Source organism: Pelagicoccus enzymogenes, assembly GCF_014803405.1.
GTDB classification, from domain to species: Bacteria; Verrucomicrobiota; Verrucomicrobiia; order Opitutales; family Opitutaceae; genus Pelagicoccus; species Pelagicoccus enzymogenes.
Genome location: NZ_JACYFG010000038.1, coordinates 44099 through 60073 on the forward strand (window position 1 = coordinate 44099; position 15975 = coordinate 60073).

Below are 15975 nucleotides of genomic sequence, written 5' to 3' on the forward strand. Positions count from 1 at the left end.
GTATCCTTTTAACGGATACAATTAGAATCGCAACTCTAAGAGTTGCTGCCCGATAAGCCGCGTTTTTGTAGGGTTGGACCTTGGTCCAGACCGCGTCGCGCAGTAAAACGGGTTTGCACCGCCATCTGCAGCTAGCTGCACCCCTGCTCAGAAGAGGCGAGCGGGCGGCCGCACCGCAAGCGACAAGCTAACGCAATCGAAACACCAGCAGCGGCCCCTCGTTCATCGAAACGAGCAACTCGCCTTTTCCATCCCGATCCAAGTCGCTCCAAGCGAGGCGACGCGGGTAGCCATGAGTGCTCAAACCACTCTTCCACGGCAATAAGGCCTCGAACTCTCCCGATCCGTCGTTGAGCAAAAGACTGAGGTGTCCACGCAGAAACCGTTCCGCCCAAAGCTTCGGTGCATGCATCTCGTGGGCCATTACCAAGTCAAGGTCACCATCCGAATCGACATCGACCGCGAGTAGGTCGATCCCCACTCCACTTTGCGCCCAGCGAGGCAAGGCGCGCTTCACAAAGCGTCCCGCCTCCGTCTGCATCAACACGACGCTACGGGTCTCCGTCATATCGTACGCCTTGTACTTGGACAGAAGTTCCGCCGTGAAGATTTCCTCCACTTCCATCTCCGCGAAGGCCGAAATATTTTCGCTGGTCTTGTCCATCAGTCCCGGAAACTGGATATCGTGAACCTCACGATTCTCCATCGGCAAGACACGCCCATCACGCACTTTCGCTTCAATATAAGTGTTTACCAAATATTGATTGTCAGGCGCAAACAAACGAACCGGTTCCTGCTCGCTGGCCTTATACTTCGTATTCAAACCATAGTTACCGAATACGAGATCTATCAAACCATCCCCATCGAAATCTCCAGCGGCAGCAGAACGCCAAACCCCACGCATCGTCTCCTCAGCAAAAGCATCCGCCACCCGCACCAATTGCCCCTCTTCGCTTCTCCAGAGAACGGGAGCTCCCCATATCACAGCCTGAACCAAGTCCAATGCCCCATCGCCATCCCAATCCACAACCAACAGTTCACTGGTATTTCCCGATCTGCGAAACGCTTTAGCGAAAGCGCTATCTTCATCCACGACAAAACCGTCCTCGTCGCGACGCCACACTAGATTGTCCTCGTACTGCGGGTACATTCCTTTAACCGAGCCACCCGCAACGAGAAGATCAAGGTCCCCATCATTATCGTAGTCGATAGCCGCTGTCGCGCCAGAGGCGTAAGGCTCAGAACGCAGCGTACGGCGGCTCGCTCGGTCGAATTTGCCGGCGCCGTCATTGAGGTAGAGACGGTCCTCGTAGAAGTCGTCTTCCGGATCCAATTCAATCCCCCCCGATGCCACAAAGAGATCCAAGTCTCCGTCCCCTTCGAAATCGAAAAGCCGCAAGCTCTTGTCTTCGCTGTCGAAGTCATCTTCAAAGTCGTCTAGCTCCAACCACTCCAGCGATTCGCCGGAGCGATTCAAAAACAAGCGCGTTCCCTGCCCCGTCGCCCCTCCCAAGAGAACGTCCTCATAGCCGTCTCCATTGACGTCAGACACAGCCAACTCCGGTCCATCACGGATCTCCACCGCAGGTATCAACAACTGCATAGGAAACATCTGGTAGTGATCTTCGCTGCTCCACGTTTCCTCAGGAACCCCGATTTCGGAACGAACAAAGAGCGGCTCCTCACCTCCCCAAAGCGGAGTTTCGTCCGCTTGCTCTCGCACGAAATATCGCCGACCCGCTTGCAGTTCGCGAACCGTTTGCGTCGCTCCGCTCGGCCACTCTATTTCCAAGCGATCGATTTCAGAGCCTTTACCCAGGCCGAAATGTACAATCGGCTCATCGTTGGACAAGTATCCACGCGTCAACGACACTTCTCGCGCCATCACTTGATCCCCCACGAACAAGCGTAGCTTGGCTCCAACGCCTCCTCGATTGCTATCCACTCCTTCCAGCTCCACCAACAACCGGCTCCCAGTTGTCGCATTGTTCCGGTAAAGCGTGAGATTGTCCTCCATGTTGCTGAGCACCATGTCCAGGTCTCCATCGCCGTCGAAATCCGCGAACGCAGCTGCGAAGCTGACCCCTATCAGGTCAAGCCCCCACTCCTCGCTGACATCCTCAAAAGCAAAGTCGCCAAGATTTCGATACGCCAAATTCTGCTCGTCGTACTGCGGACTGTTCTTGAAATATGCCATCCGCTGCCAACCCGTTTTCGCCTGAGTTGAACGCTTGCCAATATCCCCATCGTGAAAGGCTCGCGCCATTCCGTTGGCAAAATAAGCATCCAACAGCCCGTCGTTATCCAGATCGGCAAAACGCGTCGCCCAAGTCCAATCGGTCGCGTCCAGACCTAGCAAATAAGACACTTCCGCAAACTGATCCGGACCGATCTTGAGCGACACCATGTTCTTCATGAACTGACTGACAGTATCCGTATCTGCATACAATACCTTGGTCGCAATAGATCCAATCGTCTTGTGATGCTTCACATAATCATGTGTCGCCATCTCCGACACCATAAAATCCATGCGCCCGTCGTTGTTGAAGTCACCGAGATCCGCCCCCATCGCCGAATAGGGAGAACTCACGATGGCTTCGTTGATCACGTCCGTGAACGTTCCGTCCTTGTTGTTCCGATACAGCTTGTCGGCAGGTTCGAAATCGTTGGCAATGTAGATGTCAGGCCAACCATCCTCGTCGAAATCCCACCAGATCGCGGCATGCCCTTGACCAGCTCCCGATATCCCCGCTTGTTCGGTCACCTCCACGAAGGTTCCGTCCCGGTTTTCAAACAAGCGGTCCGGCATTCCCTCCGGAATCCCTGAACGCTGCAAGAAGTTGCACTGGAGATAAAGGTCCAAGTCTCCATCGCGGTCATAGTCCGCAAAAGAGGGAGCATTGGACCCCGTATCGATCGCCAATCCCCATTGTTCCGCCTCTTCGGAAAAAACGCCGGCCCCGTCGTTGATAAACAGCTCGTTGGCAAATCCGGTGTAGGTAACATAGAGGTCGAGGTCTCCGTCGTTGTCGATGTCCAGCAGCGTGCTGCCTGCTCCGATCCCAGCCTTGCCAGCAAGTCCAGCGCTCTCCGTGACATCCTCGAAGCGGAAGTCTCCACGATTCAGATACAGTGCGTTCGGCGAATCCTTGCCCACCGCAAAAATGTCCGGCAACCCGTCGCCATTCACGTCCCCCAGCGACAAGCCGCTGCCAAAGGTGCCCAAAAAATACTGGTGCCAAAGCTGCGTCCAACGCTGCGGATGGTCGTAGCGATTTTCAAAGCGGATCCCCGAATCCTCCGGCACGATCATTTGAAAGAGCGTTTCGCCCTCCGCCTCGTTCGGCGCTTGCAGCGCTCGCCAGCTCACGCTATTGTTATTCGTCTGCGAAAACAAGGCCACCGCTCCCAACGACAGAGCCCCTAAACAAATCCCAACTCTGAATCTACTCATGCCTGGTTAAGATCTTCCGGACGATCGCCCGACTCGTCAGCGAAAAAGCGCATCAATTTTCCATCCGCATCAAAAATTCCATCGATAACACGCCTGAGATTTCACCTTGTACCTCGCCGCAGTCTAGGTAGTAACTCTTGCGTGAATCCATCGCAGATCTATCGGTTTCTTCTTCCCCTCATCGCCCTCGCGCTCCTTCACCCCCTCGCCGGGCAAGAATTCGACTATGGCGACGCGGAACTGTCGCCCACCGAACTGTACGACGAAGCCCTCAAGCACCTGTACGGCGGAGACGGATACAAAATCAACCGCAACGCCGCCATCTCCAAGCTCAAGAAGGCCGCGGAAAAAGGCTACGCCACCGCCCACAACACCTTGGGCTCCCTCCATCTCCAGGGTAACGGCTTGTTCACCAGCCCCCGAAAAGCCCTGCGCAGCTTCGAAGACGCTGCCGCTCTCAACGATCCTCTGGGACACTACAACGCAGGCTACTCCTACCTTGTGGGACGCGGCGCTCAAGCCAACATGGCCACCGCCGAGAGGCACTTTCTCGCTGTGGTCGACGAATCCACCCAGCGAAACCTCAGCCCCGAGGAGTTCGGCACCTTCAGAAACGCCCGAGCCGCCGCCTACTTCTACTTGGGAATCATCTACTCCGACGAAGACGACAAAACCTACTTCGACGCAAAAAAGGCAACCGACTGCTTTCACAAGTCCGACGAGCTCAACGAACCCAACGCAGCCATGCTTCTGGCGATTCGCTACGCCCGCGGAGAAGGGGCCGAGCAAGACCAGGCCAAGTCCGAGGCCTTCCTGGAACGCTACAAGATCGCAGCCCTCAACAAGCTCCACAACTCCATCAGCCAAGTGCTCTTCCAAGGTATGGACCGAGAGGACGTCAAAGCCTCCTTGGACGAAATCATCTCCAGCTACGCAGACCAGATGAGCGAGCAGATCCAGTCGATGCAAACCGCCTTCGGCGTCTCCTTGCTCGACGAAGAGGAACTCTACTCCCCCGAACAGGCCTTCGCATGGCTCAAACCCGTGGCGACCGAGGAGAACCACCTGGCCAGTTCGCGGCTCGCCACCCTCTACTACCGCGGCGAAGGCACCGAACCCAACCTCGAAAAAGCCCGCGAGCTTCTCGAGCATGCCTCGAAACAAGAGGCGATGGCCAAGTACAACCTTGCCGTCATGCTCGCAAAAGGCGAAGGCGGCGACGCCAACCTCGTCCGAGCCAAGGACCTCTTCGAAAAAGCGGCCAAGTCAAGCTGGTACCCAGCGATCCACTACAAGTCACCCGAAACGGCCCCCTTCATAAGCGAACGCGACGCCATCGCGCTCGTCAAGCAACAGGCCGAGCAAAGAGATCCAGACGCCCTCTTCTGCCTCGGTAGACGCACCCTCTGGGGATTGGGCGTCGAGCGAAACTACGACTCAGCCAAGGCCATGATCCTAGCAGCCTCCGAGCTCGGCAACGCTCAAGCCCGATTCTACTACGGCGTCTACATCGCCAGCGACTTCTCCTGGCTCGGCCCATCGGAGGAGGACAAGGCGATCCAAGCCGCCGCGGAAGCCGGCTACCCTCCCGCAATCCACGAGCTCGGCGTCAAAGCGGAAACCTCGAACCGCTATAAAGTCGCCCTCGAAAACTACGAGCGTTCCGCTTCGCTCGGACACATCCCCTCGCTCTACAAGCTTGGCTACTACTATCTCGAAGGCAGGGGCGTGGCGGTCGACTATCAAAAAGCCGTCAGCTACTTCCAAAAGGCGGCCGATACGGAAGACCCCATCGGCATGCTCAACCTCGGCCTCGCCTACGAGTACGGATTCGGCGTCGAGCAAGACCTCAGCAGGGCCTACGACCTCTACAAAGAAGCTCGGCTCCGCGGATCCTACTACGCCGAGTACGCTATCGGCAACTTGCTGGCCAGCGGCAAGATCGGCGAGGCCGCTTGGGAAGAGGCTATCCCCTACTGGGAAAGCGCCGGTGCCTACCGCAACAAAGACGCCTATCTTCGCCTCAGCGAGTGCCATCGCACAGGCAAAGGCGTCAAAAAGAACCTAAGCCTCGCCTTCAACTACTACAATCGAGCCTACGCCCTGACCTACTACGGCGACAACGATACCCAATACGAACTCGTCCAGTTCAAGCTCGACCCCAAAAGCGAACTCTACAACCCAGGGCAAGCCATAAACATGCTCCGCATGCTCGAACTGTCTGGGTACCCGCTCGCCGGATACAAGCTGGCCGAGCTCAACCGCGACGGTATCGGCCTGCGGCAAAACGCCAAGAAAGCCTACAACAAGTACTTGAAGACAGCCGAGCTCCTCGGGACCGACCTCAAGGTCCAGCTCGACTCCGAATTCGATAGCTTCTATAGCAAGGAAACCAATCTGGACAAGGGAGTTCGCCCCGTCGACCGCGAGACCGAAATCCTGCACGAAGCCGCCCTAGACGCCTGCTACCAGATCGCCTTCATTCTGAAAAGCGGCCAAATCAAGAAAACCTCACCGCAAGACTGCGTCATCTGGTACCAAACCGCCGCCCGCCTCGGCCACGCTCCCTCCAAGCTCGCACTCGGAAAGCTGTATCTAAGCGGCCAATACGTCGACCAAGACGAACCCTTCGGCTGGAAACTCGTGCAGGAGGCCGCCGCCACCGATGCGGAGGCGAAATTCTTCGCTGCCAAAAGCTTCTTCGACGGAAAATTTCCCGACCTCGGTCGCGAAGCAGCCATCAGCCTCCTTCGATCCGCGGTCGCTAGCGGGCTGGAAAAGGCGCAGCATACCCTGGAGAAGCACGAAATTTCCGTCGAAGCCGAGAGCGAGCAAGACACAGCCCCAGTCCCCGCCCGCAAAGGCGAGGACGACGGCTTCGACGGTCCGGTCGACCTTGACCTCGCTTGACGAGAGCCCAGGACGGCCCCGAAAAATCTAAGCAAGGGCTCGACTCCTGCCCATAATCGGCAACCCTTTGGGGTACTCCCTTTTTTCAAGAGCGCGTTGAACAAATCGCGAAGGAACGGAGTTTTTCAACACGCTCTAAGACCGAGATACCTTTTATGCCTGGCGAAGAACCGAACAACTGGAAAGCAGAACTCGAAGACAAGCTCGGACGCTCCTTCACCTCCACCGAGCGCCAACAACTGCAGGCCATCAGCGACCTCGCCGAAGAATTCGATTGGCGCGAAGCCCTCTACGCCAAGGACCTCGAACCCTTCGATCCGGAAATCAAAGTCAAGGTCCCCGATCCCGGCAAACCCATCAGCGACGGGATCTGGGTGCAAAAGCCGGAGAGCGAGCTGGAACTCCTGCAATACATCGCCTTCCTCCTGCAGCGCTTCGAGTCGCCCGTGCCCGCCTTTCTCAGCTCCCTAGTCGACACCACCCCCATCGAACAGGCCCTCATCGAGCGCGCCCGCGTGAAGGAAACGCGTCTCTGGCGCAACCGCCTCGGCAACCTGTCCCAACGCAAGTACGTCACCCCCGTTTCCACTCTGGAGATCCGCCTCAAGCTCTACGGCAAGACCCTCAAATGGGAAGGCCGCCAGTCCGAAAGCGAACCCTACTTCAACATTACCGCCAAGGACTTCGGCCAGTGGCTCTCCAAGGACTACGGCTTCCTAGAGCGCTTCGCCCCCCATAGCCTCACCCTCTGCGCCCTCTTTCAGGAATACTACAAGTCCACCCAGCGAGCCCGCATCGACCTCGACAAACCCGAGGACTGCGCCTTCCTCAACAAGCTGCTCCACCACCCTATCACCAAAGACCAGATCGTCGGATCGAACGACCTGCCCTTTCCCGTATCCGAAACCTCCTTACGCTGGACCGGTATCCAAAACGGAATCGGCGACGACGGCTGCTACGTGCTGCAGCTGGAGCTGGAAAACGGAAACGCCGCCCCCTTCCCCCTCATCTACCTCGCCGGAGAAACGCCCCTCTACCTCTGCAGCGACATCCTCTACCACGGACCTCCCCTGCTCCGTCCCAACGAACGCCCCAACAAGCTTTTCACCATTCCCGCCGCCGCCATCGAGGCGCCCGAAGGGCTACTCTTCCTGCGCAACCAGAAGCTGCCCTTGCCCGAATCCGTGGGCGACGACCTCGTCTGCATTCCCATGCAAGCCCGCCTCTATTGCCAAATCCGCAAGAACGAGGAAAAGTGGGCCAAGAAAACCTGGCTCGACTGCCGGCTCTACTCCGTCTCCCCCGACCAGGAATATTGGTTCCTGCTCGGCAGCGACGGCTGGAAACCGAGCTCCAATCCGGAGGACGAAGAAAGCTCCGTCTCGACTCCTCCCGAACGCACCCTATTCGAGCAGCCGCCAAGCGACTACGTGCCCGAAGTTCTAGAAGCCTTCGACCTCGAGGAAGAGGAAGACGAAGGGCTCTGGAGCCGCACCATCGAACAAGGCTTCGCCCGTGAATTCATCGAGTGGATACAAGAAATCCCCGACGATATCCAACTCATCCCCGACGAGGAACTGGACACCCTGGTCGACGGTCGGCCCGCTGGACGCTACGCCCTCACCGTCTCGCCGGACGACAACGCGGACTGGTTCAACCTGAAGCTCGACCCTCAATTCGTAGACACCAACCTCTCCGAAGAGGAAAAGCAACTGGTGATGCGGGCCCGCGGAGAATACACCTACCTCCCCGGCAAAGGATGGAAGCGCTTCGAAAGCGAAGTCGTCGACACCGACAAGCAATTGCTCGACACCCTCGGCGTGCACTTCGACGAGGCAGGCTCCGGTTCCCATTCCTTGCACACCCTTCAGCTCGCGGAAGCGAAACTGGAAGAAACCGCATTCGAGGAGCAACGCGAGGCCATACGCAAGCGCTCCAAAGAACTCAGCGCCAAGACCGCCGCCGCAGTCCCCAAGGGCATCACCTCCGAATTGCGTCCCTACCAGGTCGAAGGCTTCAAGTTCCTCGCCTACCTCGCCCATAACAATTTTGGCGGCGTCCTCGCCGACGACATGGGTCTCGGTAAAACGCTGCAAACCCTGACTTGGCTCACTTGGCTCAAACTCAACCGGCCCGCTGACGAACCTCCCTTCTCCTGCCTCGTGGTCTGCCCAAAGTCCGTCATGCACGTCTGGCAAAAGGAAGTGGAAATCCACTCCAGCGTGCTGAAGATCTCCATCTTCGACCCGGACGTTCACCAAGCCGCCACCTGGCAACTCGACGGCTCCGACATCCTCGTGGCCAACTACTCCCAGCTGCGCATCCGCAAAGACCTGTTCCATCAAGTCAAATGGACGGTCACCATCCTTGACGAAGCCCAATACATCAAGAACCCGACCTCCCAAACCGCCAAGGCCGCCCGCGACCTTAAGTCCGAGCACCGCATCGCTCTCACCGGCACGCCTGTCGAAAACAAGGCTACCGATCTCTGGTCCATCTTCTCCTACGCCATGCCCGGCCTGCTGGGCAGCAAGACTTCCTTCATGAAGCACTACAAGGAGAACGATCCGCAAACCCCGGCTCGCCTCTCCAATCGCGTATCCCATTTCATGATACGCCGCAGCAAGAAGCAAGTCGCCACCGACCTGCCCGACCGCATCGAGGAATCGCTGGTCTGCCAGATGGAGGGCGAGCAAAAGGACCTCTACCTCGCCGAGCTCAAGCTGACACAGCAAAAGGTGCTCGGCATCGACAGCCAATCCGCTTTCGCCAAGGAGCGCTTCAATATCCTCGCCTCCCTGCTGCGCCTGCGCCAGATTTGCTGCCACCCAGCCTTGGTCAGCCCGGAGTACAAGTCGGTCAAGAGCGCCAAGCTGGAGGGCCTCATCGACCTCGTCTCCGAACTGCAGGAAGAAGGACACAAGGTGCTCATCTTCTCCCAGTTCGTGGAGATGCTCAAGATCATCGCCGAGGCCCTCGATGGCATCGGCTGCAAGCACCTCACCCTCACCGGCCAAACCAAGAACCGCGAGGAGCTGGTCGACCAGTTCCAAAACGAGGACGACATCACCGCCTTCCTGCTTTCCCTAAGAGCAGCCGGTTCCGGCCTCAACCTCACCGCCGCCAGCTACGTGGTGCTCTACGATCCCTGGTGGAACCCCGCAGTCGAGGCCCAGGCCATCGACCGTACCCACCGTATCGGCCAAAAGAATACAGTGAACGCCTACCGCCTCATCGCCAAGGACTCCGTCGAGCAAAAGATCCAAAGCCTGCAGCTTAAGAAAGAAAGCCTCGCCAACGAAATCGTGCGCGAAGAAGCACTCTCCGACATCCTCGACCTCGACAACCTCAAGCACGTGCTCAGCCAGTAGGAGCTGGAGGGACCGGTTCCACCCGGTCCGCAGTGCAGGAGCCGATCTACAAAAACCTGCAAAAAGAAGAACGCGCTCTCCCACAACTCTTTCAAGCCCTCCTGCCTCCTTCCCCAAAAAGGGGGTTCGTCAAAATTGTGCGGGAAACTTAGCGCTTTCGAGACCTCTTGTTGTGGGAAGCGACCTTGTGTCGCGATGACAAGCCAAGCGAATCGCGGCACAAGGCAGCTTCCCACAAAAGGATCAAATCGTTAGACAGACACCTCCCCTGCATTTGGTGAGGACAAAAAAAAGACCGCCATTCGGCGGTCCTTCGCAAATAGTACGTTCAGTCCTCTTCCCTGTAATCCGCCATCAGCTCGCGGATGTAGGTCTTGGTCTTTTCTCTCTCCCGGTAAGTCTGCAAGCTGCTTTCGGAGCCGCGGGTTACCATGTATTCGGGGGGGCGTTGGCCATAGTAGCTCCAGAGAGCCAAGGCGAGGAGACGGGGCAGGTAGCAACTCACTTCAACAAGTTCGTTCCGTACACGCTCCTTCTCGTAGTAGGACAAGTTGCGCAAGCCGATCCATTCGATCTTCTTGGCAAGGTCACGTGAGGTGGTCGTATCGGTCATTGGTCGGTGGTTTGTAGTTCCAGATAAGCGACTGTAGGGACCTTGAGAAACTACCAGAGTTCACAAGTATTTGATACCCTAGGCTATCATCGGGGGCGGGCCTAGGGGCGGGGGTCCATACAACTACTCCGTATATTCAGGACGAAGATAGGCAACCAGTAGATTGCGCATATCGAAATATAAAACCGCAGCCTCTTGGGCAGCCTTCGCGTCGAAAGCTTTCACGCGCTCAGGAAAGTTTAGGATGTCCTCGAAATCGCGATCTTCAGCGACCATCCCAACGAGGTTGCTCAGCCAGAAGCCGTTCTCCTTGATGCCGCGTTCGTGTTCCCTGAGATGGGTTTCCCGCACCTTCTGCACGTTCTCCGGACGGGGGCCTTCTTCCTGCAGCTCGATGATTTGCATGAGGCCGAGGCGGACCAGATTTTCCGCATTGCCGGGATCGCAGGAAAAGCCAAAGCCCGACGAGTAGGAACCCTCCGGCAAGCGACCCAAAGATCCGAAAACGCTTACCCCGTAGACGCCCCCGTTGTCCTCGCGCAGCACTTCACGCATGCGAATGTTGAGCAGCCCTCGCGCGAAGGCCAAAGCGTAGCGGTTCTCCGGCGACCACTCGGCATCGCCGTTGAAGAACACCCGCACCGTCGTCTTCTCTTCCAAGCCCTTCTTGATGTCTACCGAGAGACGGCCGGATTTCGGCTTGTCCCCAAGTTCCCGAGCCCGCTCGGGCGGCCCGCCACGCGTGGGCAAGCTGGCAAGGTAGGTGCGGACGTAGTCGCGAAACGGTTCCACCTCGATCGCTCCTACGAATACGAAGACGAAATCGCCCGCGTTCTGGAAGCGGTCCTTGAAGATCTCCAAAGAGAGCCGAGCTTCCATCTCGTCGAGACGATCGATATCCAACGGCTGGTGGCGCGGATGGTCGCCATAGTAGGCCTCCTCGATAGCGTCCTGGAATACCGCGCCGGGCGACTTCTCGCGGTTGGCCACCATTTCGGAGAGCCGGAACTTCACTGACTCGAACGCATTCGCCAGGTCCTTCTCGTTCGGATCGGTGATCTGCAAGTAAACGAGCTTGAAGAACTCCTCCAAATCCTGCGGGGAAGTCGAGCCGCTGAGCGACTCGGATGTGGAACCGATCGAGGGAGAAAGGCGGAGCGTCTTGCCGGCAAGCTTCTTCTCCAACTGAATCGTATTGAAAGGGCCAATACCCGACTCGCCCAAAAGCATCGTCGCCGTCATGGCCGGAATAAACTCGTCGTCCGAAACCAAGCTGCTGCCGCCCTCGCTGTACGCAGACATGAGCACCTGGTCCTTCTTGAAATCGGTCGGTTTCACGATCACCCGAGCTCCGTTCGACAAAGTCCAATCGTACACCCCTACCGCTTCGTGGTAGCGCTCCTCGACAATCTCCCCTGCCTCCGGAATCTCCGCCAGCAGCGGCTCGTCCGAGACGTCGTCCACGTAAGCGCCGAGATCCTTGGACTTGCCGGATTCGAGGGCAGCGAGCAGGTCCTGCTCGCTCGGCAGCTCGTAGCCCTCCGCCTCCGGCGCCGTGAAGAGGATCACGCGATTGCCTTGCTGGCGAAACGCGTCGCCGATGCGGTTCACTTCCTCCAGGTCCAAATCCTTCAGGAAAGCGTGGTGCATGGCTCGCTCGAGCGCGATGCCGGGAATCGGTTCGTCGACCGTAAAGGCCCGCGTATACTCAGCTGCAAACACGCCGGATTGCGTGTTTTCCCGCTCCTCGTAAGCCCGATCCATTCCTCGAATCATGTCCGCCTTCACGCGATCCATCTCGCTTTGGCTGAAACCATCGCGGCTGGCCCGGGCCACCTCCGCCATCAGGAGCTCGATCCCTTCCTGCACCTTCCCTTGCACCAAGCCGACCGACATCACGTAAGCGCGCTTGGAACGCCCCAAGTTGGTGGCTCCAACGCTGGCGCTGATGTAGGGTGGGTTCGCCTCTAAGGTCCGCTCGCTCAAGCGCTTGTTGAGAAGGGAGAAATAGATGCGTTCGATCAGATGGCGGCGATAGTCCTCGCCCGTCTGGTCGCCCACTGGATCGAGCTTGAGGTAAATGCGAGCGGACATCCCCGTGATTTCCGGATCGGAAACGATGGAAAACAGCGTCTCCTCATGGTCCGGCACCTTCGCTTCCACCCGCTCGGGCGCGTCCTCGGGATTCTCCAGTCGTGAAAAACGGGTGATGATCTGCCGCTCCACCTCATCGGGGTCGAAGTCGCCCACCGCGATCACCCCCATCAAGTCCGGCCGGTACCACTTTTCGTAAAAGTCCCTGAAACGCTCCGCAGGGGCGTTCTGCACCACGAACATGGAGCCGATGGGCAAGCGCTTCGCGTAGCGGGAATTGTAGAAGATCAAAGGAATCTGCTGATCGCGGATCCGCTGTCCCGCCCCCTGTCCCGAGCGCCATTCCTCCACGACCACTCCCCTTTCAGCTTCGATCTCGAAGGGATCGAAGGTAATGTTGGTGGCCCAGTCTTCCAAGATCAAAAACGCCTTGTCGATCGACTCCTGATCGTCCCAGGGCACCTCCAGCTTGTAGATCGTCTCGTCGAAAGAAGTGCTGGCATTGAGGTGCTGGCCAAAACGCATCCCAATGCCTTCCAAGAAGTTAACGAGCTCTAGCTTCTCGAAATGCTTGGTCCCGTTAAAGGCCATGTGCTCCAGGAAGTGGGCGATGCCGCGCTGGTCGTCGTCCTCCTGCAGCGAGCCCGCATTGACCACCAAGCGCAAGGAAACCCGATTCTCCGGTCGACCGTTTTTGCGGATGTAGTAGCGAAGTCCGTTGTCCAGTTCCCCCACCCTCACGTCGGGATCAACCGGCAAGGGAGCCGTCATGTCGAAATCCTCGGGCAACTGCGCCCAAACGGCAGGCGACAGTGCGATTAGCAGGTATACGGAGACGAGTTTGATAAAGGACTGCATCGAATCAGGGGACAAAGAAGACAACCCTTGGCCTAGAAAAACGATTTAGCAAATCGTTCCTCCCAGAATCCACTTCCCCGACATTCTCCCTCGTCCTCGCGCAAAAACTAATCCTTCCCTTTCACCCCGCCAGCCCTAGAAACGGAGCCCGCAATGTCCGATTCCCAAGCGCATCTTTCCGTCACTATCCTCTCCGGCTTCCTCGGGGCAGGAAAGACCACCCTGCTCAACCACCTGCTCCGAAACGCCAACGGCGAACGCATCGCCGTCATCGTAAACGACATCGGCGAAGTCAATATCGACGCGGACCTCATCCAGAGCGAGGTCCGCACCTTGGAAGGCGGATCGCAAAACGAGGTGGTCGAGCTCTCCGGAGGCTGCATCTGCTGCACCATCCAGGGCGACCTGGCCCTCGCCGTCATGGACCTCGCCAAAAAAGGCAACATCGACCACATCGTCATAGAGGCGACCGGCGTGGCGGAGCCCACCCAGATCGTGCACACCTTCCTCACCCCCGGCCCCAACGGCAAGTCGCTGGAGGAAGTCGTGCGTATCGACAGTTTGGTGACAGTCGTAGACTCCGCCTTCTTCCTGCGCGAGTGGAAGGCCAACGCCGCCAAAGGCACCTCCCGCGAACTGCTCCGCCAACAGGACGAACGCCCCGTCTTCGAACTCATCGTCGAGCAAATCGAGTGCGCCGACATCCTCGTGCTCAACAAGATGGACGTCGTCAACGAAGCGGAACGCAGCGAAGTCCGCGTCATCCTCGACGAGCTCAACCGCCGCGCCATCAAGCACGAGTGCGAAAACGGCCAGCTGCCCAAAGACGCCATCCTGCACAACGGAGCCTTCGACCTAGACGCCACCCTATCCGGCGCCAGCTGGCTGCAAAGCCTCAATAAGCAGGACCAGGAGTCTGGCCCCGCCGACCCTATCGAAGACAAATCCACTCCCAAGCTCTTCCGCAAAGTCGAAAACTCACCCAGCGCCCTCTTCTTCCCCAGCATCTCCAAGGCACTCGACCCCATCGCCAAAGCCCAGCAAGGGCTGGTCACGCTCGTCTACCGCTCGCGCAAGCGCTTCCAGGCCGACAAGTTCGCCCACATCATCAACACCTCCATCCCCGGACTGCTGCGAGCCAAGGGCTACTGCTGGATCGAAGGCAACGACCAGCAAGTCGGCTTCCTCTCCATCGCCGGCTCCACCACCCGCTGCGACTTCATCGGCAGCTGGTGGATCACCGCCCTCGAAAAGGGCAATATCGACCGCTCGCAAATCCCCGCCGAAGTGGAAAAGAAATGGGAGTCACCTCACGGCGACCGCCGCCAAGAGCTCGTCTTCATCGGCTTCCACCTCGACCGCGACCGCCTGCAAGCCGAACTCGACGCCTGCCTCGTGGACTAGGTAGGAGCGAGCTTGCTCGCGATCCCCGTCACACCCCCAAATAGCGCCCGCTTTCCTCGAACACCTCGCCCGGCACCCCCAGCGCCGCCTTCAGCATCACATCCCGATCCCACGGGTTGCGCACTCGCGAAATCCGCCACATTTGCCCGATTGTCAGGCGAAGTGGATACAGCCAAGGCGACACCATCGGCGTATTCGTCAGCGGATGATCCGTACCGTAGAGCAGCCGCCCCTTGAGCCGCTCGTCCGCCAAAACGCGCGGCAAAAACCGCTTTCGGTTAAACTGGGTCAGGGTCGAAATATCCGCCACCAAATTCGGGAAACGCGGCATCATCTCCAGCAGTCGCTCCACGTTGCACTGCCCCTCGTTCTCGCCCGCGCTCGCCACATGAGCCGCGATCACCCGCACGCCTAAGCGCAAGGGCAGCTCCAGCAGCTTGGGATCCCCCAAGCGATTGTCGGTGCGAGAGAAAGAATCCTCGTGCCCAGTGTGCGTCAGCAAGGGCAAGTCCAGCTCCACCAGCTTCCGGTAATAGGGTGCCAGCCGCTCATCGCTGGGATCGATATTCTGAATATTCGGTAACCATTTTATTAAAACTGCCCCCTTTTCCTTCGACCATTCCAGCTCCTCGAGCGCGTCCATACGATACGGGTGCACGCTCGCTCCAAAGAGCAAGTGCTCGTACGCCGCCGCCGTTTCCCCTACGAAGCGGTTCGGCACCCAGACCTCCACCGCCTCCTCGAAGATTTCCCCGTTGTCCCGATACGGCGCGTCCATCGCCAAGATCACCGCCGCCCTTACATGCTTCGATTCGCCGATCGCCCGGTTGATGCCATCCAAAATGAAGACGTCCCCATGCTGAGCCAGCAGCTTCTCGTTGCAGCCAAAGATCTTCAGGTAGACGCGAAACCGCCAACTTGCCCGCAAAGCCGCCGAGATCCGAGCCTCGCTCCCGCCAGCCCCGATCCCCGCCGTGTGGCAATGCATGTCCACCACCCCCGTCGGCACCTCCTCCGCGACCGGCCCCATCGGCCCCTTCCAACATACGATTCGCCAAAGCTGCAGACCGCCCAGCAGCACCAAGAAAAACAAGAGGAACCCCATCCCAACCAACAAGCGGCAAAACGTCTCCGCGCACAAGCAGCGAAGCCGCCGCAGCTAAAATCTGACGTTACGAAACATTAACCGCCCGCTCGAACTCATGTCTCGCTAAAAACCGGCATTCATCCCTCTATCGCAGCCGTAAGTCCCACACATGTGGGACAACCCC

The 15975-nt window shown here is 58.3% G+C and carries 7 protein-coding genes; 3 read left to right on the top strand and 4 right to left on the bottom strand.

Annotation, left to right across the window (positions count from 1 at the left end):
- Window positions 1-187: 187 nt before the first annotated feature.
- Complete coding sequence (locus tag IEN85_RS14980) at window positions 188-3454, bottom strand: FG-GAP-like repeat-containing protein (RefSeq protein ID WP_191617912.1); 3267 nt, start codon at window positions 3452-3454, stop codon at window positions 188-190.
- Between the two features lie 141 nt (window positions 3455-3595).
- Here IEN85_RS14980 and IEN85_RS14985 point away from each other — a divergent pair, with 141 nt between their 5' ends.
- Window positions 3596-6364 carry a tetratricopeptide repeat protein gene (locus IEN85_RS14985; RefSeq protein ID WP_191617913.1) on the top strand — a complete coding sequence of 923 codons (2769 nt, stop codon included), beginning with the start codon at window positions 3596-3598 and terminating at the stop codon, window positions 6362-6364.
- Between the two features lie 155 nt (window positions 6365-6519).
- Window positions 6520-9735 (top strand): DEAD/DEAH box helicase, encoded by a 3216-nt coding sequence (locus IEN85_RS14990; protein ID WP_191617914.1) that lies wholly within the window; start codon window positions 6520-6522, stop codon window positions 9733-9735.
- 328 nt (window positions 9736-10063) lie between these two features.
- On the opposite strand, the gene IEN85_RS14995 is transcribed toward IEN85_RS14990, so the two are convergent.
- Window positions 10064-10348 (bottom strand): hypothetical protein, encoded by a 285-nt coding sequence (locus IEN85_RS14995; protein WP_191617915.1) that lies wholly within the window; start codon window positions 10346-10348, stop codon window positions 10064-10066.
- A 123-nt stretch (window positions 10349-10471) separates the two neighbouring features.
- Window positions 10472-13300: a M16 family metallopeptidase gene (locus tag IEN85_RS15000; protein ID WP_191617916.1), complete on the bottom strand. Its 2829-nt coding sequence runs from the start codon at window positions 13298-13300 to the stop codon at window positions 10472-10474.
- Window positions 13301-13453: 153 nt separating this feature from the next.
- Between IEN85_RS15000 and IEN85_RS15005 the strand changes: the two genes are divergently transcribed.
- Window positions 13454-14704 carry a CobW family GTP-binding protein gene (locus IEN85_RS15005; RefSeq protein WP_191617917.1) on the top strand — a complete coding sequence of 417 codons (1251 nt, stop codon included), beginning with the start codon at window positions 13454-13456 and terminating at the stop codon, window positions 14702-14704.
- A 28-nt stretch (window positions 14705-14732) separates the two neighbouring features.
- Here the strand turns inward: IEN85_RS15005 and IEN85_RS15010 are convergent, their stop codons facing one another.
- A complete protein-coding gene (locus tag IEN85_RS15010; RefSeq protein WP_224772661.1) occupies window positions 14733-15809 on the bottom strand; it encodes an amidohydrolase family protein in 1077 nt (358 codons plus the stop codon).
- Between the last annotated feature and the right edge of the window lie 166 nt (window positions 15810-15975).